The sequence below is a fragment of the Klebsiella sp. PK18 genome, from assembly GCF_057784655.1.
In genome coordinates this window covers 804,167-827,986 of sequence record NZ_CM173493.1, presented here as the reverse complement: position 1 = coordinate 827,986, position 23,820 = coordinate 804,167, and the positions used below count along the sequence as shown (strand labels likewise).

The following is a 23,820-nucleotide window of genomic DNA, read 5'->3' as shown; positions in this document are numbered from 1 at the left end:
ACGCAAATAGCCTCTATTCCGCGGTATGCGCTATCAGAAAATCAATCAGGGCTTTCACCCTTTTCGTTCTGCCCGCGTTTTTCGGGTAATAGAGATAAACCGGCGGATAGGTTTTCCAGTAGTCCTCCATCACCGGTAGAAACTGTTCACGATCGGGCTGTAGCCGCCAGATGGGTTCAAACAAGCGGCCAATCCCCAGTCCATGGCGGATACCGTCGGCCATGACGTCAATATCATTGCTGATTAACTGCCCCGGCATCTCGACGGTGAGCTGCTCGCCGTGGTCATTGAGGATCAGCGGCAGGATGCGGTTGTTGGTAATAAAGCGATAGCCAATCAACCGGTGATGGTTAAGATCGGCGGGCACCGCAGGCACGCCATATTCGGCCAGATAGGCTGAGGAGGCATATAACCCTTCCCGAAACGGCTTCATTAACGGGCGGGCGACCACTCCGCCTTCGAGAATATCGCCAAAGCGGATCCCCAGGTCGAATCGTTCTTCAATAATATTGACGGTACCGTCATAGACCGATATTTCCAGCTGGATCCCCGGATATTGCTGACAAAATGCCGCCATCGCCGGTTTCAAAATAAGCAGGTAGGCAAAGCGCGAGAGGGTTATTCTCACTGCTCCGGAGGGTTCCTGATTCTGGTCGCGGAGGCTCTCCAGCGATGTTTCCAGAACCTCCACCGCCGCCGCAGTCTGCTCCAGCAGCTGTTGCCCGGTTTCCGTCAGCTCGATTCGCCGGGTAGTGCGCACAAAAAGCGGATGACCAATGTGCTCCTCCAGCAGCTTGAGCGCGTTGCTGACCGACGGCGGCGTGATTTCTAATTTCCTTGCGGCGGCCGAGATAGTGCCTTCGCGCGCAATGCTCTGAAAAATGCGTATCTGATTATAAAGCGCGTTATTCATAGCATCTCCTTAAGCCAACCTCGCCTGATTATTAAGTACAGGCTAAATATTCTTAAGTCAATGACCGCCTAATCTTCGCCATCAGGGGCTCGTATACTTTTGTCTCTTCCCGCTGATAACGACTTTCCGGAGACAACTATGCGAATTTTATGTCTGGATATTCCCGCGCCCGACGCGACGCTGGAACACTATGCGCCGCATCTTACCGCGGAAGCCCTGCATGCCTGGGGACTGTATAAGTCTGGCTTTATCCGCGACATCTATTTCCGTCAGGACCGACCCGGCGTCGCTATTTTCCTCGAATGCGACACCGTGGAAGAGGCGAATAACGTCATGGCCGAATTTCCGCTGGCAAAAGCGGGTTTATTAACCTTCGAGTGTATTCCACTCGGCTCGTTTATTAGCTGGGAAAACCTCTTTTCTGCCGAATTTAAACATCAGGAGTAACGATGGAAAGGCCTCGTATCCTTGTCGTTTCCGGGCATCCGGATCTCAATCTTTCCATCGCCAACGCCACCATCCTCGACGAGGTGGCGACCGACCTGCCCGATGCTGAGATTCGTCGTCTGGACTGGCTCTATCCGGACGGCAAATTCAACATCAGCGCAGAGCAGGAAAGCCTGCTGAAGGCGGATGTGATTGTCTGGCAGTTCCCTTTTTCCTGGTATGGGCTGCCCGGGTTAATGAAACAATGGCTGGACGAGGTCTTTGTTCACGGCTTCGCGCATGGCTCAACGGCGAAACTGGGCGGTAAAAAGCTCCTTCTTTCTTTCACTACCGGGGCACCGCAGACGCTCTACACCACTGACGGTTTCTTTGGCCACGCCATTGAAGAGTACCTCCTTCCTTTCGAGACCACGGCCAGGCTGTGCAATCTTGAGCTGCTGGCGCCGGTTTATACCTGCGGCATCAGCTACGCCGACCGGGATGCCGACAAAATCGCCCAGCAAAAAGCGCGTGCCCGGGAGCACGCGGCCAGACTGATCGCGCAGCTTAAAACTCTGGTGGAATAATCCAAAGGGAGAAAATAACGATGCAGTATACCCGGCTCGGTAAAAGTGACTTACTGGTCTCCCGCATCTGCATGGGATGTATGGGGTTTGGCGATCCGTTGACGGGCCAGCATCGCTGGACGCTTGACGAAACAGCAAGCCGGGACATCATTCGCTACGGCCTCGAAAAGGGCATCAATTTTTACGATACCGCCATCGCCTATCAGAACGGCTCCAGTGAGCGGTACGTTGGCCGGGCGCTGCGGGAGATGGCAAAACGCGAGGAGGTGGTGCTGGCCACCAAGTTTCTGCCACGAACCGCTGCCCAGATAGCCGAGGGGATCAGCGGAAAAGAGGCGATAGCCCGCTCGCTTAACCAGAGTCTGCGAAACCTCGGGATGGACTACATCGACCTCTACATCTACCACATCTGGGATCACAACACCCCGGTTATCGACGTGCTGGAGGCGCTGCACACCGCCGTGACCGCCGGCAAGGTGCGCGCGATTGGCATTTCCAATTGCTATGCCTGGCAGTTGGCGAAGGCGAACGCCCTTGCCGAACGCGAAGGGCTGACGCCCTTTGTCTCCATGCAAAGCCATTACAACCTGATTATGCGTGAAGACGAACGAGAACTCTTCGGGCTGTGCGCAGAAGATAATATCGCCATGACCCCCTATAGCGCGCTGGCCAGCGGCCGTCTCTCGCGTTTAGAAGGCTACACGCAGCGAGCGGTGGAAGATGATTATGCCCGGGGCAAATACGACGGCACGGCAGAACAGGACCGGATCATTATTGCCCGCGTCGCCGAACTTGCCGAACGGCATCAGGTCTCCATGACCGAAATCTCGCTGGCCTGGCTGCTGACTAAAGTCACCGCCCCGGTGGTCGGCGCCACGCAAAAGCACCATGTTGACGGTGCGGTCAGCGCTGTGGCCCTTCAACTGAGCCCGGAAGAAATCCGTTATCTGGAAGAAGCCTATCAGCCGCACGTTCTCACAGGCGTGATGGCGCAAAACACGCCGCAAGCCAAAGACCATCCTCAGGTGTGGACGCGGTAACCCTCTGTCCTGTTCAGCAGGGAGAATAAAACATGAAAAACGTGATTGCCGCGGCAGCCTTGTCGCTTGTGCTGTCTGATTTTACTTATGCCAACGAACAAAGAGATGAAGCTATGATGAAAATTCCCCCCTCCACCCTTGTGGACGCTGATATTCACGCGGTCTCCCCGGCGCTGGCGCGCTTCGGCCGCGAGGCCATCAGCAACGACCTCTGGCAACGTGACGCCCTGTCCACCCGCGACCGCAGCATCGTGACTGTAGCCATGCTGATTGCCCGCAACCAGCCAGGCGAGCTGAAGCACTATATTGAAGTCGCTCTCGATAGCGGCGTGACGCCAGCGGAAGTATCAGAGATCATTACCCATCTGGCGTTCTACTCAGGTTGGCCCAATGCAATGTCAGCCGTCAGCGTGACCAAAGCGATCTTTGCAGCCCGCGGCATCACGGCAGAGGCCCTGCCCGCCGCCTCGCCAACGCTGCTGCCACTCAATGAACAGGTAGAGAAACAGCGTGCAGAGACCGTGGAAAAAAATGTCAGCCCCATTTCGCCTGGCCTGGTTAAATTTACCGCCGACCCGCTGTTTCTCGACCTCTGGCAACGGCCCGCGCTTACGCCCCGCGACAGAAGTCTGGTGACGGTCAGCGCGTTAATCGCCGCCGGACAGAGCGCGCAGATTGGCTACCACCTGAACAGAGCCATGGATAATGGGCTTTCGGCTGAAGAGGCCGGAGAAGTAGTCGCCCAGGCGGCGTTCTACGCGGGATGGCCAAATGCGTTTACCGCCGCCCCGGTGGTCGGCGAGGTATTGCGATCGCGCGAAAGCAAAGCTGAATAAAAAAGAATAAAGGACAGGGAAGCTGTCCTTTATTTATCGTTAACTGTTAATTTAAAGGTACCAGGAGGGCTTTCGATTAGGTCTCGCGGAAAGAACATAAACGGTCTATCGAAGTATGGAGACTTCGATAGTGAGTCTGTTCACATCGCTCATTGAGAAAATTGCCGTTCCGTATGCCGTCATGAGTCTCATCCTTTGAAAGCAGCGATCGCTGTAGCGAGACGGTAGCGCGGACATGTCTATTTGGTCAGAGATGGGCATCTCAATTTAGTTACTACACCGCTACTTCGTTTTATTTATTTTGTCTTAAATATCAATTAATTGAATTGTTAATTTAATATAAATTGATGTTATAGCAATCGCTATACAGGCACCTTAGCCATGACTGACCTCCCCACACCGCATATCGCAAGAATTTGCTCTCTCAGCCAGCGGTGGCCGGGGTCGCGTTCCATTCTTGGGTGCCACATCTGCGATACCGTAATACGACGGCTTTTGAACGGCAGTTCGAAAACATGTACCTGGTCCGTTACCTGCTGATTGAGTAAATAGAGTGCGGGTATCATGGCGATAAGATCCGATTCCAGCGCCACGGACAGGGCTGTCGGAAATCCTGGTACGACGCTCGCAATTTTACGTTTTGTCCCCAGTTCGGCCAGCGCATCGTCAACGGATCCGTGCAACGCGCCCTCGGGTGACGCTACCACATGGCCCCAGGCGACATAATCACCCACGCCTATTTCTGCCTGCTTAGCCAGCGGGTGCCCTTTACGCACGACGCCAACAAACCGATCCTCAAACAGTCGTTGCAGCCGTATTTCTGGCCCCATATTACTCTGAACGCCAATCTCCAGATCAACCAGCCCTTCCCGAAGATAGCGCGACGTTTTTTCCGGCTTAGGCGCGAAGCGTATACAGACGTCCGGCGCAGCGTCGGCAACCGCTGCTATGAGCGCAGGCCCAAACGCCACCACAAAACCATCGTTTGCCCTGATGGTAAAAAGACGCGTCAGACTTCTCGCGCAGAACGTTTCCGTTGAGGGCTGCAATACCGCCCTGGCCTCGTGCACTGCACGCCTGGCGCGATCCCGGGTCGCTTCGGCCCACGGGGTCAGTACCATGTTACGCCCGGCGCGCACCAGGATCGGGTCTCCTGTGACATCGCGTAACCTGCTTAATGTCCGGCTCATGGCCGAGGTGCTGAGGTTCAGACGACGTGCCGCACCTGCGACACTCGCTTCACTCAGCAATATGTCGAGTGCTACCAGCAAATTAAAATCGGGATCAGACATTACCCTTCCTCCCAGCACATTAAGATAAGGCGTTTGATGCAACAATAAAGTGAAAGTAGTGCGCCTTCCGCCCAGTAAAAGCCATCTTTATAGTTTTGTCATCCATACACTCTTCTCAGAGGACAAATGATGACGCTCTTTTCCAGCCAACCCGGCGACGAAGGACTGCCTGGCCCGGCGCGCGCACGGGTGATGGCCGCAATAATGACCACCACCTTAATGGGCGTGTTTGATGGCACCATGATCAACATTGCCCTGCCCTCAATGGCTCAGGAGATGCAGGTACCTGCCAGTATTGCCGTCTGGTTCGCCAACGGGTATCTGCTGGCGGCTGCGATGACGCTGGCGATATTCGCGGCGCTTGCGGCCCGTCTGGGTTATCGCCCCGTATTTCTGGCGGGCCTGACGACCTTTACCCTGACATCACTGGGTTGCGCGCTGGCGAATAAGCCCGAAGTGCTTATTGGTATGCGCGTGCTTCAGGGGATCGGCGGCGCGGCGACGCTGAGTATTGCCCCCGCAATACTCAGGTCCGTATTTCCCGGACGATTACTTGGCCGCATTCTGGGGTTCCATGCCCTGCTCATTGCCTCCAGCTCCGCTATCGGCCCGGTATTGGGCGGTACGATCCTTCACACCCTGAGCTGGCAATGGCTGTTTGCGATAAACGTTCTTCCCGGCACCCTCGCCTTACTGCTGGCGGTCAGAGCGCTGCCGCGGGATGCGATCCGTATGCAGGCGCCCTTCGACACCCTGGGCGCCATATTGTCGGCGCTGCTGTTGGGTTCGACGATCATGGCGGCGAACAGCCTACAGGACGCTACTAATCAATTCGGCAGCCTTTGCTGGATGGCTCTCGCTGCGCTGAGCGGCATGGCTTTTATCTGGCAAATCCGCCGCACGGATCATCCCTTACTGCCGCCGACCATGTTTAAAAATGAACGTTTTACCCTCGCGGCCTTCACGTCGATGGTTGCTTTTGTCAGCCAGGGGATCACCTTTATTGCGCTGCCCTTCCTGTTTCAGAGCGAATACGGCTACAGTCCGGTAGTGTCTGCCCTGCTGTTTACGCCGTGGCCGTTAGGGATCGTGCTGATTGCGCCGCATGCAGGCCGTTGGGCGGACACGATATCAGCCCCGGCGATATCCACCCTGGGGCTGGTGATTTTTGTCGTCGGTTTGATCCTGCTGGCGACGTTACCCGCCGGCCCTTCAATGTGGGATATCTGCCTGCGAAGTCTGGTGTGCGGAATAGGGTTTGGCTGCTTTCAGAGTCCCAATAACCGGGAAATGCTCTCAAACGTTATTCGTGAGCACGCGAGTTATGCGTCCGGCGTTTTATCCATTATGCGCACTTTCGGGCAGTGCCTGGGAGCCGCCGCCGTAGCCGTTCTGCTGGCAGCAGATGAAAGGTCAATTCATGTTGCGCTGTGGAGCGCCGCCGCGGCCTCTGCGGTATCGGTCGTCGTCAGCGCGAGCCGGTTGCGTAAAATTACTCATCCTGCGGAAACAGGATAAATGCGAAAATATCACTAAACGCGACGACTCCAGCGCCAGCAGCGCAAAACGCCGATCCCGCAACCAAAGTGGAGTCCTCCGTCGGAGTTCAATAGACTGACAGAAAGCTATAACCGCTGATTTTTCAAGGGAAAATTGAGTTGGGTAGACTTCAGGAGACTTGAATTTGGAGCGGGCGAAGGGAATCGAACCCTCGTATAGAGCTTGGGAAGCTCTCGTTCTACCATTGAACTACGCCCGCGAAGAGGTGCGAGAAGCATTATAGCCTTTACGCCCCCTGTGACAAGCCTGCCAGATGCTGACTGGCGATAAAATAACCTTTTAGCACTTAGGTTTACTGCCCTGCGGCGGCAGATAGCGCAGCGGATCGATGGCCGTGGCCCGATAGCGGATCTGGAAATGCAGGCGCACAGAGTCGGCATCCGTACTGCCCATGGTGGCAATTTGCTGGCCGGCCTTCACGCTCTGGCCATTATTCACCATCAGCTTATCGTTGTGGGCGTAGGCGGTGATGTAATCCTCGCTGTGCTTAATCATGATCAGGTTGCCATAGCCGCGCAGCTGGTTGCCGACATACACCACCTTGCCCGCCCCGGCGGCATACACCGGCTGCCCGCGGGTCCCGGCAATATCAATGCCCTTATTGCCGCCATCGGCGGTGGAATAAGGCAGGACCACTTTGCCACTGGTCGGCCAGCGCCAGCAGCGCTGTCCTACCGGCGGCCAGGAGGATTGAGGTACCGCAGATGAAGGGGTGACCGCCGCAGTGCGCGTAGAGGAAGATTTTTTCTTCGTCGTCTTTGACGCGCCGCTGCCGTTGAGCTTCAGCTTCTGCCCCACCTCAATGGTGTAAGGCGGCGAGATGTTATTCAGACGAGCCAGATCGCGAACGCTGGTGCCGGTGGTGCGCGAGATGCCGTACAGGGTATCGCCACGTTTGACGGTATAGGTGGCACCGGAGTCGGAGGTGCTGGAGCAACCGGCCAGCACCAGGCTTGTCGCCAGCATCAGTGTCATATAAAAGCGTTTCATCATCAGGCATCCTGCACTTAACACAACCACTTACCTCGCAATCAGGGCGAATATCATACCAGCCCGCGGCGCAGGGCGTCATCCCTGAAGGCTAACAGATGACCCTCTGGCATCACGTTCGGCCAGCGACGGAAAGATTCACGTTCATACCGCACGTCGTGGAGGGCACGCCCCGCAGTCCCAGGCTGCCGCTCGCAGACCAACCTCCAGGGCTTGTTTTGGTAATGCCTTTCTCCCATTTATGGGCTACCCTAGTGGCCTGAGTACATGACCCGGCGGGTTTGTGCCGGGTCATTTTTTATTTTCAGGAGTCGTCATGGCCGGGGAACACGTCATTTTACTGGATGAGCAGGATCAACCTGCCGGTATGCTGGAGAAGTATGCCGCCCACACGCTTGATACCCCTTTACATCTCGCGTTTTCCTGCTGGTTGTTTAATCAGCAGGGTCAGTTTCTGGTCACCCGTCGTTCGCTGGGCAAAAAAGCCTGGCCCGGGGTGTGGACTAACTCGGTCTGCGGACACCCCCAGCAGGGCGAGACCTTCGAGCAGGCCGTCACGCGCCGCTGCCGCTTCGAGCTCGGCGTGGAGATCGCCGATATCGCGCCGGTTCACCCGGCCTTCCGCTACCGGGCGGTCGCCCCCAACGGCATTGTTGAGAACGAAGTGTGCCCGGTGTATGCCGCACGCGTGGTCAGCCAAGTGCAGCCTAACGACGATGAAGTCATGGATTATCAGTGGGTTGACCTGGAAACGATGTTAAGCGCGCTGGCCGCCACGCCGTGGGCGTTTAGCCCGTGGATGGTACTGGAAGCGGAAAACCAGGACGCCCGCCAGGCGCTGATCGATTTCGTTGCGCGTCTGCGCGGGTAAGCTGACTATTCTCCAGGCCAGGCGCAGCTCTGTGCCTGTCATTAATGCCTGGCGGCGCTACGCTTGCACAGGCCTACGGTTCTGCGCCATTGCGTAGCCCGGATAAGGCATTTACGCCGCTATCCGGGATCCCCCGGCTTGCGCTGCGCCGGGCTACGTCAGGCTTCGGCCCTCATATCAGACATAAAAAAACCCGGCAAGCCGGGTTTTTTGTATTTCGCGAAGGGCGATTATTTCTGCGGACGCATCGCCGGGAACAGGATCACGTCGCGGATGGTGTGGCTGTTAGTGAACAGCATGACCATACGGTCGATACCGATACCCAGACCAGCGGTCGGCGGCAGGCCGTGTTCCAGCGCGGTGACGTAGTCTTCGTCGTAGAACATCGCTTCGTCGTCGCCGGCGGCTTTCGCATCAACCTGATCCTGGAAGCGCTGCGCCTGATCTTCAGCGTCGTTCAGCTCGCTAAAGCCGTTACCGATTTCACGGCCGCCGATAAAGAACTCGAAACGGTCGGTGATTTCCGGATTCACGTCGTTACGGCGCGCCAGCGGAGAAACTTCCGCCGGGTATTCGGTGATGAAGGTCGGCTGAATCAGATGCGCTTCCGCCACTTCTTCGAAGATCTCGGTCACGATACGGCCCAGACCCCAGCTCTTCTCAACTTTAATGCCGATGGACTCAGCGATCGCTTTCGCGGAATCGAAGTTATCCAGATCCGCCATCTCGGTTTCCGGACGGTATTTCTTGATCGCTTCGCGCATGGTCAGTTTTTCAAACGGCTTGCCGAAGTCGAACACCTGATCGCCGTAAGGCACTTCAGTGTTGCCGAGGATGTCCTGCGCCAGGGTGCGGAACAGGGATTCGGTCAGCTCGATCAGATCTTTGTAATCCGCGTATGCCATATAGAGTTCCATCATGGTGAACTCTGGGTTATGACGAACGGAGATCCCTTCGTTACGGAAGTTACGGTTGATCTCGAAGACGCGTTCGAAGCCGCCAACCACCAGACGCTTGAGGTACAGTTCCGGCGCGATACGCAGGTACATGTCCAGATCCAGCGCATTGTGATGGGTGATGAACGGACGCGCGGAAGCGCCGCCCGGGATCACCTGCATCATCGGGGTTTCCACTTCCATAAAGCCGCGGCCAACCATGAACTGACGAATACCCGCCAGGATCTGCGAACGCACTTTGAAAGTGTTGCGAGATTCATCGTTGGAGATCAGATCGAGGTAACGCTGACGATAGCGCGCTTCCTGATCCTGCAGGCCGTGGAATTTGTCCGGCAGCGGACGCAGGGCTTTGGTCAGCAGACGCAGCTCGGTGCAGTGGATGGACAGCTCGCCGGTTTTAGTCTTGAACAGCTTACCGCGGGCGGCGATGATGTCGCCAAGATCCCATTTTTTGAACTGGTCGTTATAAACGCCTTCCGCCAGGTCATCACGCGCGACGTATAGCTGAATGCGGCCGCCCACGTCCTGCAGGGTAACGAAAGACGCTTTACCCATAATACGACGGGTCATCATGCGGCCAGCAACAGCCACTTCAACGTTCAGCGCTTCCAGCTCTTCGTTTTCTTTCGCATCGAAGTCAGCGTGCAGTTGGTCAGAGGTATGGTCACGACGGAAATCGTTCGGGAAAGCGACGCCCTGCTCACGCAGCGCGGCCAGCTTCTCACGGCGGGTTTTCAGTTCATTATTAAGGTCAATTGCCGCGTCAGCGCCCTGTGCTTGTTGTTCAGACATGTTGGTTCCTCATAACCCTGCTTTCAAACTTGCTTCGATAAATTGGTCCAGGCTGCCGTCGAGCACCGCCTGAGTGTTGCGGGTTTCCACCCCGGTACGCAGATCTTTAATACGCGAGTCGTCCAGCACGTAAGAGCGGATCTGGCTGCCCCAGCCGATGTCGGACTTGTTGTCTTCCATCGCCTGCTTCTCGGCATTTTTCTTCTGCATCTCCAGCTCATAAAGCTTCGCTTTCATCTGCTTCATGGCCTGGTCTTTGTTCTTGTGCTGCGAACGGTCGTTCTGGCACTGCGTCACTAAGCCGGTCGGAATGTGGGTGATACGCACCGCGGATTCCGTACGGTTAACGTGCTGACCGCCCGCGCCGGATGCGCGATAAACGTCAATGCGCAGATCGGCCGGGTTAATTTCGATATCGATATCGTCATCCACTTCCGGATAAACGAACGCCGAGCTAAAGGAGGTATGACGACGGCCACCGGAATCGAACGGGCTCTTACGCACCAGGCGATGAACGCCGGTTTCCGTACGTAGCCAGCCGTAGGCGTAATCGCCAATGATTTTGATGGTCACGGATTTAATGCCCGCAACTTCACCTTCGGATTCTTCGATGATTTCGGTCTTAAAGCCGCGGGCTTCCGCCCAGCGCAGGTACATGCGCATCAGCATACTGGCCCAGTCCTGGGCTTCGGTGCCGCCGGAACCGGCCTGAATATCGAGGTAGCAGTCGGCGCTGTCGTATTCGCCGGAGAACATGCGGCGGAACTCAAGCTGCGCCAGCTTCTCTTCCAGCCCGTCCAGCTCAGCAACCGCTTCGTTGAAGGTCTCTTCGTCTTCGGCTTCAACCGCCAGCTCCAGCAGACCAGCCACGTCTTCCAGCCCCTGGGACATCTGATCCAGGGTATCCACAATGGCTTCCAGAGAAGAACGCTCTTTACCCAGCGCCTGGGCGCGTTCAGGTTCGTTCCAGACGTCCGGCTGTTCCAGCTCGGCGTTTACTTCTTCGAGACGCTCTTTCTTGGCATCGTAGTCAAAGATACCCCCTAAGAACGTCGGAGCGCTCCGTGAGGTCCTGAATGCGGTTTTTTACCGGATTTATTTCAAACATGGTCGGTTTCTTTTAATGGATTTGTCAAAATGCGGTGATAAGAGCGGAATTCTACCGGATTCGCGCCCTTATTCATACACTGTTGTCAATTTGGCCAGAGGTGATCGATGATCAGCTGCAGGCTACGGTTGCCGCGGAACTCGTTGATGTCGAGCTTGTAGGCTAACTGTACTTCACGCACGCCGTTATCCGGCCAAATGGAAGTATCAACGTTGAAAGCAATACCGTCCAGCAGCGGGCCGCCGCCAACCGGTTCGACCATCACTTTCAGGTGACGCTCGCCTACCAGCCGCTGCTGCAGCAGGCGAAAACGGCCATCAAACAACGGTTCCGGGAACATCTGCCCCCATGGTCCGGCATCGCGCAGCATCTGCGCCACTTCCATGCTCATCTCCGTCGCCGCCAGCGGGCCGTCGGAGACCACCTCGCCCTGCAATAATGCGGGATCCAGCCACTCAGTCACCAGTTCGCCGAAGCGCTGTTGAAACTCCTCAAAGCGCGCCTCTTCCAGCGATAAACCCGCCGCCATCGCATGGCCGCCGAACTTCAGGATCAGTCCCGGATAGAGCGTATCCAGGCGCTCCAGCGCATCGCGCATGTGCAGCCCCTGAATAGAGCGGCCGGAACCTTTCAGCGTGCCGTCGCCGGTCGGCGCAAAAGCGATAACCGGGCGATGGAAGCGCTCCTTAATGCGTGATGCCAGAATGCCGACCACCCCCTGATGCCACTGCGGATGGTACATCGCCAGCCCGCCGGGCAGGGTGTCGCTGCTGCGTTCCAGTTGCTGACACAGGGTCAACGCTTCGGCCTGCATCCCCTGTTCAATCTCTTTACGCGTCTGGTTGAGCGCATCAAGCTCATTGGCTAACACGCGCGCTTCGCCGATGTTATCGCACAGCAGCAGCGCCACGCCGACGGACATATCATCCAGCCGCCCCGCCGCATTGAGGCGCGGCCCAAGGGCGAAACCGAGGTCGCTGGCCGCCAGTTTTTGCGGGTCGCGGTTGGCAATTTCCAGCAGCGCTTTAATGCCTGGCCGACATTTGCCGGCGCGAATGCGGCTTAACCCCTGCCAGGTCAGGATGCGGTTGTTGGCATCCAGCGGCACGACGTCCGCGACGGTGCCCAGCGCCACCAGATCCAGCAGCTCGGCCAGGTTCGGCGCGGCTATGCCGCGGGCGTCGAACCAGCCTTTATCGCGCAGGAAAGTACGCAGCGCCAGCATCAGATAAAACGCCACCCCCACCCCGGCCAGTGATTTCGACGGGAAGTCACAATCGCGCAGGTTAGGGTTAACGATGGCCTCGGCCGCCGGTAGCGTCTCGCCCGGCAGGTGGTGATCGGTCACCAGCACCGGAATGCCCAACGCATGGGCGTGATCGACACCGGCATGTGACGAAATGCCGTTATCAACGGTCATGATCATCTGCGCGCCGCGAGCGTGCGCCTGATCGACCACTTCCGGGCTTAAACCGTAGCCGTCTTCAAAACGGTTGGGCACCAGATAGGAGACGTTACCGTAGCCCAGCGCGCGTAGCGCCAGCACGCTAAGGGCGGTACTGGTGGCGCCGTCGGCATCAAAATCGCCGACCACCACAATATGTAACCCTTTCTCGAAAGCGTCGTGCAGCATCTCAACCGCTTTTTCAACGCCGGTGAGCTGCGTCCACGGCAGCATGCCTTTGACGCTGCGCTCCAGCTCCTGCGCACTGCGCACCCCGCGGCTGGCATACAGCCGCTGCAGCAGCGGCGGCAGGTCGGCAGGGAGAACGACGCCGTCAACCGCCTCACGGCGGCGTAGTTGTATCTGTTGTTTCACGCGAATCAGTTACCGCTTGTCTGTTTTTTATGCTCGTCGAGGAACGCTTTCAGCTCTTTCGGCCCCTGATAGCCCGGCAACACCATACCGTTGCTGAGAACCATCGCCGGGGTGCCGTTGACGCCCATCTGCACGCCGAGGGTGTAATGTTTGGCGATATCCACATTGCAGCTTGCCGGCTGCACGCCTTTGCCGTTCATGGCGTCATCCAGCGCTTTGTTGCGATCTTTCGCACACCAGATGGCCTTCATGTCCTGCTCGGCCTGGCTCTGCAGCCCCTGGCGCGGGAAGGCCAGATAGCGCACGGTGATGCCCAGCGCGTTGTAGTCGCTCATCTGCTCGTGCAATTTATGGCAGTAGCCGCAGGTGATATCGGTGAAGACGGTGATGACGTGCTGCTCCTTCGGCGCTTTATAGACAATCATCTCGTTGCTCAGCGCGTTCAGCTTACCGACCAGCAACTGGTTGGTGACGTTGACCGGCTGCGCGCCGCTCACATCGTACATCGGCCCCTGGATGATGTGTTTGCCATCGTCGGTAACGTACAGGACGCCGCTGTCGGTCAGCACCGTGCTCATCCCGGAAACCGGCGACGGTTGGATATCGGTACTCTGCACACCCAGCTTCGCCAGCGACTGTTTGATTGCCGCGCTATCGGCATGCGCCGCGCCGGAAAGCGAGGCTGCCAGCAGAGTGAACATCAATAAACCTTTTTTCATACTCAGTCCTTTTGTTCAGCACTCACGCCCGCGGGTGGTGCTGTTGATGAAGTTGTCGCAGACGCTCGGTCGCCACGTGGGTGTAGATCTGCGTGGTGGAGAGATCGCTGTGTCCTAACAGCATCTGCACCACGCGCAGGTCGGCGCCGTGATTGAGCAAATGCGTGGCGAAGGCATGGCGTAATACGTGCGGGGAGAGTTTCGCGCTGTCGATCCCCGCCAGGACGGCATAGTGTTTAATGCGGTGCCAGAAGGTCTGACGCGTCATCTGCTGTGCGCGCTGGCTGGGAAATAAGACATCCGACGCCACGCCATTCAGTAGCCACGGGCGACCATATTCGAGGTAATTTTCTACCCACATTACCGCCTCTTCGCCCAGCGGCACCAGCCGTTCTTTGTTGCCTTTACCAATGACCCGCAACACGCCCTGACGCAGGCTGATATCGCTCATCGTCAGGCCAACCAGTTCCGAGACGCGCAGGCCGGTGGCATACAGCACTTCCAGCATCGCCTTATCGCGTAACTCCAGCGGCTGCTCCACCAGCGGCGCCTGCAGCAGACGTTCAACCTGCGCCTCGCTGAGATCCTTCGGCAACCGCTGCGGCAGCTTCGGCGAAGCCAGCAGCGCGCTGGGATCGTCCGGGCGAATTTTTTCCCGGTACAGATGCTGGAAGAACCGGCGCACGGCGCTGAGCAGACGTGCGGTGCTCGTTGCTTTGTAGCCGCCGGTTTGCCGCTCGGCCAGCAGCGCCTGCAGATCGTCGCTGCCGACGCTGGCCAGCGACAGGCCGCGATGGTGCAGCCACTCGACTAACATCGTCAGATCGCGACGGTAAGCGCTGAGCGTATTCTCCGCCAGATTCCGCTCCAGCCAAAGGGCATCGAGAAACTGTTCGATTTGTGCCAGATCCTGTTTCACATCGGCCTCTTTGTTCGTTATACGGTCTCATTATGCCTTAAGAGGCCGCCTTTCTGGTACACTGGGCGCAATTCACGGCAAGAATTGAGACGTTTACGCGATGAATATAGGTCTTTTTTACGGCTCCAGTACCTGCTATACCGAAATGGCTGCGGAGAAAATCCGCGATATCATCGGCCCCGAGCTGGTGACGCTGCACAATCTGAAAGACGATTCCCCCGCGCTGATGAGCCAGTACGACGTACTGATCCTCGGCATCCCGACCTGGGATTTCGGCGAAATTCAGGAAGACTGGGAGGCGGTCTGGGAGCAACTGGATACCCTGGACCTGGAAGGCAAAATCGTCGCACTGTACGGCATGGGCGATCAGCTGGGCTATGGCGAATGGTTCCTTGACGCACTGGGCATGCTGCACGACAAGCTGGCGACCAAAGGCGTGAAGTTTGTCGGCTACTGGCCAACCGAAGGCTATGAGTTCACCAGTCCAAAACCGGTTATCGCCGATGGCCAACTGTTCGTTGGCCTGGCGCTGGATGAAACCAATCAGTACGACCTGAGCGACGAGCGCATCCAGAGCTGGTGCGAGCAGATCCTCGGCGAAATGGCCGAACACTTCTCCTGACGCCGCTTACTCCTGCGCCGGTTTTTGCAGCACCAGCCGGCGCAGATCGCGCCATTCTCCGGCATCCATGCTATCCGCCGCCAGCCACAGATGCTGCCCGCGCCGGGTATCGACATGGCGTAAACGCAGCAGCATACCGCTATTGATGACCCACGGCGTCCCGAGGATCTCCCATTCGGCGTTTTGCCAGCGAAGACGGGAATCGGTGAGCAGTTTTATCTCTCCGCGACGGGCATGGATCCGCCGCTGGCTGCGCACGCAGTCAAACACTACCAGCGACAACAGCAGCAGCCAGATCGGGGTGTAGCTTAACGGCCAGGGAACCAACAGCACCAGCGCCGCCACAACGCCGTGGAGCAGCAGGGAAAACCACTGCGCGCGCCAGGAGATACGGAGATCAGATTGCCACAGGACCACGTTCCCGATTCCGTGTCTGAATTAAGGTTACCATCCGCTGCAGCTCCGCATCGGCCGGTTTGCCGTGGTTCATCAGCCAGTTGAACAGATCCGGATCGTCATTTTCCAGCAGGCGAATGAACAGCTGTTTGTCAGCGTCGCTGAGGGTATCGTACTCATACTCAAAGAACGGCATGATGGAGATGTCGAGTTCGCGCATCCCGCGGCGGCATGCCCAGTGGATACGTGCTTTATTGTTAATGTCCATGTTGACCTTCCAGCAGCAAAATATAGGTTAGTTTAACCCGTTTTCTGCCGTAACTTTACAGGAATATCGCTGAATGCGAGCATCCTTCCATAAAAACCATAAAATAATGATGGGCTTATTGATTCCCTGCGTCAGGCGGCTGTCTCACGCCAGCGCACAAATGGCCTGTTGAAAGCACTTGCAATGCACTATAGCTCTTTTACCATTGGTCACACACACTGCGTTAAGCGATTCAGGATATGACTATGGCTTTTACACCTTTTCCTCCGCGTCAGCCTTCCTCTTCCGCTCGTCTGCCGTTAACGCTGATGACCCTGGATGACTGGGCGCTGGCGACGATTAGCGGGCCGGATAGCGAAAAATATCTGCAGGGGCAGATTACCGCCGATGTGAGCAATCTCACCGATGCTCAGCATCTGCTTGCCGCCCACTGTGACGCCAAAGGCAAGATGTGGAGCAATCTGCGCGTATTCCGCCGCGACGGCGGCTTCGCATGGATCGAGCGCCGCAGCCTGCGCGACGTACAGCTGACCGAACTGAAAAAATATGCCGTCTTCTCTAAAGTCACCATCGCCGCCAACGACGATCTGGTTCTGTTGGGGGTGGCCGGCTTCCAGGCGCGCGCCGCGCTGGCGCCGCTGTTCGCTGCCCTGCCCGACGCGGCCGCCCCGGTGGTCAGCGAAGGCGCCACCAGCCTGCTGTGGTTTGAACATCCAGGTGAACGCTTCCTGCTGGTGACTGATGTCGACACCGCCAATCGCGTTACCGATGCGCTGCGCGGCGAAGCGCAGCTCAACAACAGCCAGCAGTGGCTGGCGCTGAATATTGAAGCCGGTCTGCCGGTTATCGACAGCGCCAACAGCGGGCAGTTCATTCCGCAGGCCACCAACCTGCAGGCGCTGGGCGGTATCAGCTTCAAGAAAGGCTGCTACACCGGCCAGGAAATGGTGGCGCGGGCAAAATTCCGCGGCGCCAATAAGCGTGCGCTGTGGACGCTGTCAGGGACCGCCAGCCGGGTGCCGGAAGCGGGGGAAGATCTGGAGCTGAAAATGGGCGACAACTGGCGCCGCACCGGGACGGTGCTTGCGGCGGTTCAGCTGGATGATGGCCAGTTGCTGGTGCAGGTAGTGATGAATAACGATATGGAGCCGGACAGCATCTTCCGCGTGCGCGACGATGCCGGCAGCCTGCGCATCGAACCGCTGCCCTATTCGCTGGAAGACGTGTAATAAAGCGTTATGACTCCCGGCTTGCGGCGCTCGCGCCTTAGCCGGGCTACTTGACTGCAAATACCGTAGCCACAGTAAGCGCAGCGCCACCGTGGGATTTCCAGGCCGCAGAGTATCGTAGCCACAGTAAGCGCAGCACTACCGTGGGATTTCCAGGCCGCAGAGTATCGTAGCCACAGTAAGCGCAGCACTACCGTGGGATTTCCAGGCCGCAGATAACCGTAGCCACGGTAAGCGTAGCGCCACCGTGGGATTTCCAGGCGGCAGAGTATCGTAGCCACAGTAAGCGCAGCACTACCGTGGGATTTCCAGGCCGCAGATAACCGTAGCCACGGTAAGCGCAGCGCCACCGTGGGATTTCCAGGCCGTAGATAACCGTAGCCACGGTAAGCGCAGCGCCACCGTGGGATTTCCAGGCCGCAGATAACCGTAGCCACGGTAAGCGTAGCGCCACCGTGGAAGTTTAATCAGGACTGGCCGACGTACAGATAGATCGCCAGGAAGTGACACACGCTGCCGCCGAGCACGAAGCCGTGCCAGATAGCGTGGTTATAGGGAATACGTTTGCAGACGTAGAAGATAACCCCCAGCGAGTACACCACCCCACCGACCGCCAGCAGCGTTACGCCGCCCACCGCCAGCTTCACTGCCAGCTGATAGACCACGATAAGCGACAGCCAGCCCATGGTCAGATAAGTCACCAGCGACAGAATTTTAAAGCGGTGTGCGATGGTCAGCTTAAACAGGATCCCCAGCAGGGCCAGGCTCCAGATGACGATCATCAGCCCCTTTGCCAGCGGTGAATTCAACCCCACCAGCAAAAACGGCGTGTAGGTCCCGGCAATCAGCAGGTAGATAGCGCAGTGGTCGAACTTTTTCAGCCACTGTTTCGCCCGCTGATGCGGGATCGCGTGATAGAGCGTAGAGGCGAGGAACAGCATAATCATGCTGCCGCCGTACAGGCTGTAGCTGGTGATCGCCGTCGCGCTGGCGTTGGTGTCTACCGCCTGCACCAGCAGCAACACGAGGCCGACAATACCGAACACCAGCCCGATCCCGTGGCTGATGCTGTTGGCAACTTCCTCTGCCAGAGAATATCCCTGAGTGATTAATGGTTTGCGCACCATATTTGACTCCGTGAAAACAAGAACGCTTTCATTGCCCACTTAGGGTAACTGAGAATGATTCCAGTGAACAACTGTTAGCTAAAATAAAACGATGTATATTTGTAAATACATTAAAATCATAATGTTACAATGTTATTTCAACTAACAGCTGTGCCGGTTTTATTTAAAGGCGTTTGAATTCAATAACATAAAACCGATCTTCCGCAGGATAGATTTCCCTAATCACCTGCCGCAGTTGTTCGAGGGTCATATTCTCCTGTTGAGCATGCTGTTCAGTTAGCGTATCGAGCGTCACCGTCGAGGTGGCGGTCACGGCGATGGTGCAAAAATAGCCGTCATCTTCATAGCGCCCAACGCGCAGGACGTCACCCGGTTTAAAATGCGATTCCGCCGCATCGCGGATAGTAATCGTTTTGCGCCCGGCAAGGATGTCCTCCTGAAAACGCTGAAAAAAGGTAATGTCATTGGCCTGCATGATATAATTCCGTCCTGGTCATTATGAATTGTGAGTTCGCCACTGTGAGTATGTTCTCCCACGCCGCTGTCGCCAGTCTCAATAATCTTGAGATGATGGTCTATCACTATGTCATTAAGAATCGTGACAAAGTGATGTACATGACCATCCGCGAACTGGCCGAGGCCGCCGGGGTCTCCACCACCACCGTGTTGCGCTTCTGCCGCAAACTGCAGTGCGGGGGCTACTCTGAATTTCGCGTACGCTTTAAATTATATCTTGAGCAGAATGAGCCTCAACAGGCAAATATCGGCGCCAGCGAAATTATGAGCTTTTTTAAAAGCGTCAATAATGACGAGTTCGATGAATTACTCGAGCAGGCCGTGGATATTATTCTCGCTTCGGAACGTATTATTTTCGTCGGCGCCGGCACCTCCGGCGCGCTGGCGAAATATGGCGCACGCTTCTTTTCCAACGTCGGGAAATTCAGCAATCATATTGACGACCCCTATTTTCCGGTAACCAATGATATGGCCCGTAACGCGCTGGCGATCGTGCTTTCCGTCTCCGGCGAAACCGAAGAGATCCTGCGCTTCGCCAGCCAGTTCAGCCTGCACCGCTGCAAGGTGATGTCGATTACCAGCCACGAGCATTCGCGACTGGCGAAACTGGCTGATTTCAATCTCTCCTGGCACGTGCCGCAGACGCGCATCGGCGGCGTCTACGATATTACAACGCAAATTCCGGTGATCTATATCCTTGAATCGCTGGGACGTAAATTAGCGCGCAAAATCAGCTAAAAATAACAGCCTGTTTTTTCGATGTAACATATTACCTTTAGCGGAATTTGTTATATCGTGACATTCAATTTCGCTTTGCTAGACTCAATCGCAATAGTTATTCAGAGAGATTAGCAAAGATGAAAAAATTGACTCTTCCCAAAGACTTTTTGTGGGGCGGCGCGGTCGCCGCGCATCAGGTTGAAGGCGGCTGGAATAAAGGCGGCAAAGGCCCGAGCATCTGCGACGTGCTGACTGGCGGGGCGCACGGCGTACCGCGCGAAATCACCCACCAGGTCGAAGCGGGTAAATATTACCCTAATCATGAAGCGGTCGATTTCTACGGCCACTACAAAGAAGACATCAAGCTGTTCGCCGAGATGGGCTTCAAGTGCTTCCGCACCTCTATTGCCTGGACCCGCATCTTCCCGCAGGGCGACGAAACTCAGCCGAATGAAGAAGGGCTGAAATTCTACGATGACATGTTCGATGAACTGCTGAAGTACAACATCGAACCGGTGATCACCCTTTCCCACTTTGAAATGCCGCTGCATCTGGTACAGCAGTACGGCGGCTGGACCAACCGCAAAGTGGTCAATTTCTTTGTGCGCTTCGCCGAAGTGGTCTTCGAGCGCTATAAGCACAAAGTGAAATACTGGATGACCTTTAACGAGATCAATAACCAGCGCAACTGGCGCGCGCCGCTGTTCGGCTACTGCTGTTCCGGCGTGGTCTATACCGAGCATGAAAATCCGGAAGAGACCATGTACCAGGTGCTGCATCACCAGTTTGTCGCCAGCGCGCTGGCGGTGAAAGCGGCCCGTCGTATCAACCCGGATATGCAGGTCGGCTGCATGCTGGCGATGGTCGCCCTCTACCCTTATTCCTGCAAACCGGAAGATGTCATGTTCGCCCAGGAGTCGATGCGCGAACGCTACGTCTTTACCGATGTCCAGTTGCGCGGTTACTACCCGAGCTATGTGTTGAATGAATGGGAACGCCGTGGCTTCAACATCAAAATGGAAGACGGCGACACGCAGATCCTGCGCGAAGGCACCTGCGCCTATCTCGGCTTCAGCTACTACATGACCAACGCGGTGAAAGCTGAGGGCGGCACCGGCGATGCCATTTCCGGTTTCGAAGGCAGCGTGCCGAACCCGCACGTCAAAGCCTCCGACTGGGGCTGGCAGATTGACCCGGTTGGCCTGCGCTACGCCCTGTGCGAACTGTATGAGCGCTACCAGAAGCCGCTGTTTATCGTGGAAAACGGCTTCGGCGCCTACGACAAAGTCGAAGCCGACGGCAGCATCAACGATGACTACCGCATCGATTATCTGCGCGCCCACGTCGAAGAGATGATCAAAGCGGTGACTTATGACGGCGTCGATCTGATGGGCTATACCCCATGGGGCTGCATCGACTGCGTCTCCTTCACTACCGGGCAGTACAGCAAACGCTACGGCTTCATCTACGTTAATAAACACGACGACGGCACCGGCGATATGTCCCGCTCGCGCAAAAAGAGCTTTAACTGGTACAAAGAAGTCATCGCCAGCAACGGCGAGAATCTGTAATTGACCGCCCTCTCCCGGCCGGGAGGGGGCAAATCACTTATCCGCCAGACACTTCTTTACAGCTTTACCATTGCTAAAACGCGTTCGCCCGATAAGATAGGCCTCGTGAATATTTGAGGCGACCATGATTAAGCGACAACGCAAAGCCATTCTTTTTGTCCTCCTGGCCTGTCTGGTGGTGCTGACCTGCACCGCCCAGCGGATGGCCGGGATGCACGCGCTGGTCATGAACCTCACCGCCGACAGCCCGTCGCTACAGCAAAACCCGGATAAGGCCGAGGCGCCGGTCACGCCGTGCGAGCTCAGCGCCAAGTCGCTGATGGCCGTTCCGCCGATGCTGTTTGAAGGGGCGCTACTCGCTATCGCCCTGCTGCTGGCGGTGCTGGCGGCGATCCCGCCGCGCATCGAGCGTATCTGGCCTCCCCGCGTCATTTCTCCTCCCCGATTGCGGGTGCATCTACGATTATGCGTCTTCCGTGAGTGATTAATTCTCCTGACAGCTCAGGTTAATTTATTACTTACGGAGAAAATTTATGTTTATGGTATTCAGGCGACTGCTGGTCTGCCTGCTTTGGCTATGGCTGCCCGTCAGCCAGGCCGCCGATAGCGGCTGGCTGCGCGTCGCCGACAATCAACACGCCAGCGTGCGCCTGCGGGCGCAAAGCGGAAGCAATGGCGACACCCGCCTGCTTTTAGACGTAGCGCTGGGAAAGGGCTGGAAAACCTACTGGCGTTCGCCGGGCGAAGGCGGCATCGCGCCAGCTATCGCCTGGCACACGCCGCTGGAGGTTAACTGGCGCTGGCCGACGCCACAGCGCTTCGACGTCGCGGGTATTTCCACTCAGGGGTATCACGGCGACGTCAGCTTCCCGATGACCCTGCGCGGGAAAATACCGCCGACGCTTAGCGGCGTCCTGACGCTCTCTACCTGCAGCAATGTCTGCATTCTCACTGACTACCCCTTTTCGCTGGATATGACGGCTCCGGCGGGGGAGCAATTTAATTACGATTTCACCCGCGCGATGGGCACGCTGCCGCTGCGCGACGGTCTCACCTCGGCGCTTAGCGCCAGCTACGTCAGCGGAAAGCTGACGGTAACTGCCCGCCGCGATGCCGGCTGGCAGCAGCCAGCGCTGTTTATCGACAGCATGGAGGATGTCGATTTCGGCAAGCCGAGCTTTACCAGCCGCGGCGATACGTTGACCGCCACCGTACCGGTCACCGATAGTTGGGGCGAGGCGGCGCCGGATCTGAGCGGCAAAACGCTGTCGCTGGTGCTGGCCGATAGCGGCCAGGCGCAGGAAAGCCAAATCGCCGTCGCCGCCGGCAGCGCCGCGGCAGGAGTGGCATTAGGCTGGGTGCTGCTGATGGCGCTGGCCGGCGGGCTTATTCTCAACGTCATGCCGTGCGTGCTGCCGGTACTGGCGATGAAGCTCGGCTCGCTGGTGCAAACCGAACGTCGCGAACGCGGCGCGGTGCGGCGGCAGTTCCTCGCCTCGGTATGCGGGATCGTCGTCTCCTTCCTGGCGCTGGCGCTGATGATGACCGCGCTACGCTTAGGTAATCAGGCGCTCGGCTGGGGGATCCAGTTCCAGAACCCGTGGTTTATCGGCGCGATGGCACTGGTGATGGTGCTGTTCAGCGCCAGTTTATTGGGACTATTCGAAATCCGTCTCTCCTCCAGCGCCAGTACCTTCCTCGCCACCCGCGGCGGCAACGGCTTGATGGGCCATTTTTGGCAGGGCGCCTTCGCCACCCTGCTGGCGACGCCCTGTACCGCGCCGTTCCTCGGTACCGCCGTGTCGGTGGCGCTGGTGGCGCCGTTGCCGCTGCTGTGGGGGATTTTCTTCGCCATGGGGATCGGCATGAGCCTGCCGTGGCTGCTTATTGTCGCCTGGCCGGGGCTGGCGCAACGACTTCCACGTCCAGGCCGCTGGATGAATCATCTGCGCGTGGTGTTGGGGCTAATGATGCTTGGTTCAGCACTATGGCTGGTTAGCCTGCTGACGATCCACATCGGCCGCACGCCGGTGCTTACCCTGCTGGTGATTCTGGCCATCGGCCTGCTATTGGCCACCGCCTGGCGCTACCGCTGGCGTACGGCGCTGCGCGCGGGCGCTCTGGCCATCGTTGTGGCGGGCGCCGTCGCCTTTGTCGCCCAACAGGACGGCCAGGGCCCGCGCCGCGACCGGGTTAACTGGCAGCCGCTTAGCGAGCAGGCTATCGCTAACGGCCTTGCGGAGCATAAACGGGTATTTATTGATGTCACCGCCGACTGGTGCGTGACCTGTAAAGCCAATAAATACAACGTGCTGCTGCGCGACGACATCCAGCAGGCGCTATCAGCGCCAGACGTGGTCACCTTACGCGGCGACTGGAGCCGACCCTCCGCCGACATTAGTCAGTTTTTAACCGCACGCGGCAACGCCGCGGTGCCGTTTAACCAGATTTACGGACCGGGATTGCCGCAGGGAGAGATCCTGCCTGCGCTGTTAGACCGCGAACAACTTCTCGCCACCCTGTCCGCCGCTAAAGGAAAATAA

At 57.3% G+C, this 23,820-nt stretch carries 24 protein-coding genes and 1 tRNA gene; 12 read left to right on the top strand and 13 right to left on the bottom strand.

Annotated features, from left to right (window positions below; all coding sequences use genetic code 11):
* Positions 1–13 precede the first annotated feature (13 nt).
* A complete protein-coding gene (locus AC3EMD_RS04125; protein ID WP_012540606.1) occupies positions 14–913 on the bottom strand; it encodes a LysR family transcriptional regulator in 900 nt (299 codons plus the stop codon).
* Between the two features lie 138 nt (positions 914–1,051).
* Between AC3EMD_RS04125 and AC3EMD_RS04120 the strand changes: the two genes are divergently transcribed.
* From AC3EMD_RS04120 to AC3EMD_RS04105, 4 genes are read left to right on the top strand one after another with little or no spacing between them, the layout of a single operon-like run.
* Positions 1,052–1,360 carry a hypothetical protein gene (locus AC3EMD_RS04120; protein ID WP_016161793.1) on the top strand — a complete coding sequence of 103 codons (309 nt, stop codon included), beginning with the start codon at positions 1,052–1,054 and terminating at the stop codon, positions 1,358–1,360.
* A gap of 2 nt (positions 1,361–1,362) precedes the next feature.
* Positions 1,363–1,926 (top strand): NAD(P)H-dependent oxidoreductase, encoded by a 564-nt coding sequence (locus AC3EMD_RS04115; RefSeq protein WP_016161794.1) that lies wholly within the window; start codon positions 1,363–1,365, stop codon positions 1,924–1,926.
* Positions 1,927–1,946: 20 nt separating this feature from the next.
* Positions 1,947–2,966 (top strand): aldo/keto reductase, encoded by a 1,020-nt coding sequence (locus AC3EMD_RS04110; RefSeq protein ID WP_302073945.1) that lies wholly within the window; start codon positions 1,947–1,949, stop codon positions 2,964–2,966.
* A 32-nt stretch (positions 2,967–2,998) separates the two neighbouring features.
* The gene (locus tag AC3EMD_RS04105; protein ID WP_302073944.1) at positions 2,999–3,802 is read left to right on the top strand and encodes a carboxymuconolactone decarboxylase family protein; all 804 of its coding nucleotides are present in this window, start codon (positions 2,999–3,001) and stop codon (positions 3,800–3,802) included.
* Positions 3,803–4,164: 362 nt separating this feature from the next.
* Here the strand turns inward: AC3EMD_RS04105 and AC3EMD_RS04100 are convergent, their stop codons facing one another.
* Positions 4,165–5,094, bottom strand: a complete 930-nt coding sequence (locus tag AC3EMD_RS04100) for a LysR family transcriptional regulator (protein ID WP_302073943.1) — start codon at positions 5,092–5,094, stop codon at positions 4,165–4,167.
* A gap of 129 nt (positions 5,095–5,223) precedes the next feature.
* Here AC3EMD_RS04100 and AC3EMD_RS04095 point away from each other — a divergent pair, with 129 nt between their 5' ends.
* The gene (locus AC3EMD_RS04095; RefSeq protein WP_302074174.1) at positions 5,224–6,612 is read left to right on the top strand and encodes an MFS transporter; all 1,389 of its coding nucleotides are present in this window, start codon (positions 5,224–5,226) and stop codon (positions 6,610–6,612) included.
* 167 nt (positions 6,613–6,779) lie between these two features.
* Here the strand turns inward: AC3EMD_RS04095 and AC3EMD_RS04090 are convergent.
* Positions 6,780–6,853, bottom strand: a tRNA-Gly gene (locus tag AC3EMD_RS04090).
* An 80-nt stretch (positions 6,854–6,933) separates the two neighbouring features.
* Positions 6,934–7,647 (bottom strand): amidase activator ActS, encoded by a 714-nt coding sequence (actS, locus tag AC3EMD_RS04085; RefSeq protein ID WP_016161813.1) that lies wholly within the window; start codon positions 7,645–7,647, stop codon positions 6,934–6,936.
* Positions 7,648–7,960: 313 nt separating this feature from the next.
* On the opposite strand from actS, the gene idi reads away from it, so the two are divergent.
* Positions 7,961–8,515, top strand: a complete 555-nt coding sequence (gene idi / locus AC3EMD_RS04080) for an isopentenyl-diphosphate Delta-isomerase (protein ID WP_008806421.1) — start codon at positions 7,961–7,963, stop codon at positions 8,513–8,515.
* Between the two features lie 230 nt (positions 8,516–8,745).
* Here the strand turns inward: idi and lysS are convergent, their stop codons facing one another.
* The 5 genes from lysS to xerD all read right to left on the bottom strand — a co-directional run bounded on the left by lysS (position 8,746) and on the right by xerD (position 14,828).
* Entirely contained in the window at positions 8,746–10,263 is a 1,518-nt protein-coding gene (gene lysS / locus AC3EMD_RS04075) for a lysine--tRNA ligase (protein WP_008806422.1), read from the bottom strand.
* A 9-nt stretch (positions 10,264–10,272) separates the two neighbouring features.
* A protein-coding gene (gene prfB / locus AC3EMD_RS04070) for a peptide chain release factor 2 (RefSeq protein ID WP_012540595.1) occupies positions 10,273–11,371 on the bottom strand; the annotation gives its coding sequence in 2 pieces (ribosomal slippage) (positions 10,273–11,295 and positions 11,297–11,371; 1,098 coding nt in all).
* Between the two features lie 85 nt (positions 11,372–11,456).
* On the bottom strand, positions 11,457–13,190 hold the full coding sequence (gene recJ, locus AC3EMD_RS04065; protein WP_049162598.1) for a single-stranded-DNA-specific exonuclease RecJ: 1,734 nt from the start codon (positions 13,188–13,190) through the stop codon (positions 11,457–11,459).
* A gap of 5 nt (positions 13,191–13,195) precedes the next feature.
* Positions 13,196–13,909: a bifunctional protein-disulfide isomerase/oxidoreductase DsbC gene (gene dsbC / locus AC3EMD_RS04060; RefSeq protein ID WP_008806425.1), complete on the bottom strand. Its 714-nt coding sequence runs from the start codon at positions 13,907–13,909 to the stop codon at positions 13,196–13,198.
* Between the two features lie 22 nt (positions 13,910–13,931).
* Positions 13,932–14,828: a site-specific tyrosine recombinase XerD gene (xerD, locus tag AC3EMD_RS04055; RefSeq protein ID WP_008806426.1), complete on the bottom strand. Its 897-nt coding sequence runs from the start codon at positions 14,826–14,828 to the stop codon at positions 13,932–13,934.
* Between the two features lie 100 nt (positions 14,829–14,928).
* Between xerD and fldB the strand changes: the two genes are divergently transcribed.
* Positions 14,929–15,450, top strand: a complete 522-nt coding sequence (gene fldB, locus AC3EMD_RS04050; RefSeq protein ID WP_008806427.1) for a flavodoxin FldB — start codon at positions 14,929–14,931, stop codon at positions 15,448–15,450.
* 6 nt (positions 15,451–15,456) lie between these two features.
* Here fldB and AC3EMD_RS04045 read toward each other — a convergent pair whose 3' ends face one another.
* Together AC3EMD_RS04045 and sdhE are read right to left on the bottom strand one after the other, a co-directional pair.
* Positions 15,457–15,867: a protein YgfX gene (locus AC3EMD_RS04045; RefSeq protein ID WP_002916310.1), complete on the bottom strand. Its 411-nt coding sequence runs from the start codon at positions 15,865–15,867 to the stop codon at positions 15,457–15,459.
* Complete coding sequence (sdhE, locus tag AC3EMD_RS04040; protein WP_002916312.1) at positions 15,848–16,114, bottom strand: FAD assembly factor SdhE; 267 nt, start codon at positions 16,112–16,114, stop codon at positions 15,848–15,850. Before sdhE ends, AC3EMD_RS04045 begins: the two co-directional genes overlap by 20 nt.
* Before the next feature lie 245 nt (positions 16,115–16,359).
* Here sdhE and ygfZ point away from each other — a divergent pair, with 245 nt between their 5' ends.
* On the top strand, positions 16,360–17,343 hold the full coding sequence (ygfZ, locus tag AC3EMD_RS04035) for a tRNA-modifying protein YgfZ (RefSeq protein WP_110211061.1): 984 nt from the start codon (positions 16,360–16,362) through the stop codon (positions 17,341–17,343).
* A gap of 467 nt (positions 17,344–17,810) precedes the next feature.
* Here ygfZ and trhA read toward each other — a convergent pair whose 3' ends face one another.
* Positions 17,811–18,470 carry a PAQR family membrane homeostasis protein TrhA gene (gene trhA / locus AC3EMD_RS04030; RefSeq protein ID WP_008806429.1) on the bottom strand — a complete coding sequence of 220 codons (660 nt, stop codon included), beginning with the start codon at positions 18,468–18,470 and terminating at the stop codon, positions 17,811–17,813.
* Positions 18,471–18,633: 163 nt separating this feature from the next.
* Positions 18,634–18,945, bottom strand: coding sequence for a N(4)-acetylcytidine aminohydrolase (gene yqfB, locus AC3EMD_RS04025; protein ID WP_008806430.1), 312 nt, complete (start codon positions 18,943–18,945; stop codon positions 18,634–18,636).
* Between the two features lie 50 nt (positions 18,946–18,995).
* On the opposite strand from yqfB, the gene AC3EMD_RS04020 reads away from it, so the two are divergent.
* The 4 genes from AC3EMD_RS04020 to AC3EMD_RS04005 all read left to right on the top strand — a co-directional run bounded on the left by AC3EMD_RS04020 (position 18,996) and on the right by AC3EMD_RS04005 (position 23,820).
* The gene (locus AC3EMD_RS04020) at positions 18,996–19,724 is read left to right on the top strand and encodes a MurR/RpiR family transcriptional regulator (protein WP_032701093.1); all 729 of its coding nucleotides are present in this window, start codon (positions 18,996–18,998) and stop codon (positions 19,722–19,724) included.
* A 119-nt stretch (positions 19,725–19,843) separates the two neighbouring features.
* Positions 19,844–21,277, top strand: coding sequence for a 6-phospho-beta-glucosidase BglA (gene bglA / locus AC3EMD_RS04015; RefSeq protein WP_008806432.1), 1,434 nt, complete (start codon positions 19,844–19,846; stop codon positions 21,275–21,277).
* 124 nt (positions 21,278–21,401) lie between these two features.
* The gene (locus AC3EMD_RS04010; RefSeq protein WP_048268194.1) at positions 21,402–21,761 is read left to right on the top strand and encodes a hypothetical protein; all 360 of its coding nucleotides are present in this window, start codon (positions 21,402–21,404) and stop codon (positions 21,759–21,761) included.
* Positions 21,762–21,810: 49 nt separating this feature from the next.
* Positions 21,811–23,820 (top strand): protein-disulfide reductase DsbD family protein, encoded by a 2,010-nt coding sequence (locus AC3EMD_RS04005; protein ID WP_302073942.1) that lies wholly within the window; start codon positions 21,811–21,813, stop codon positions 23,818–23,820.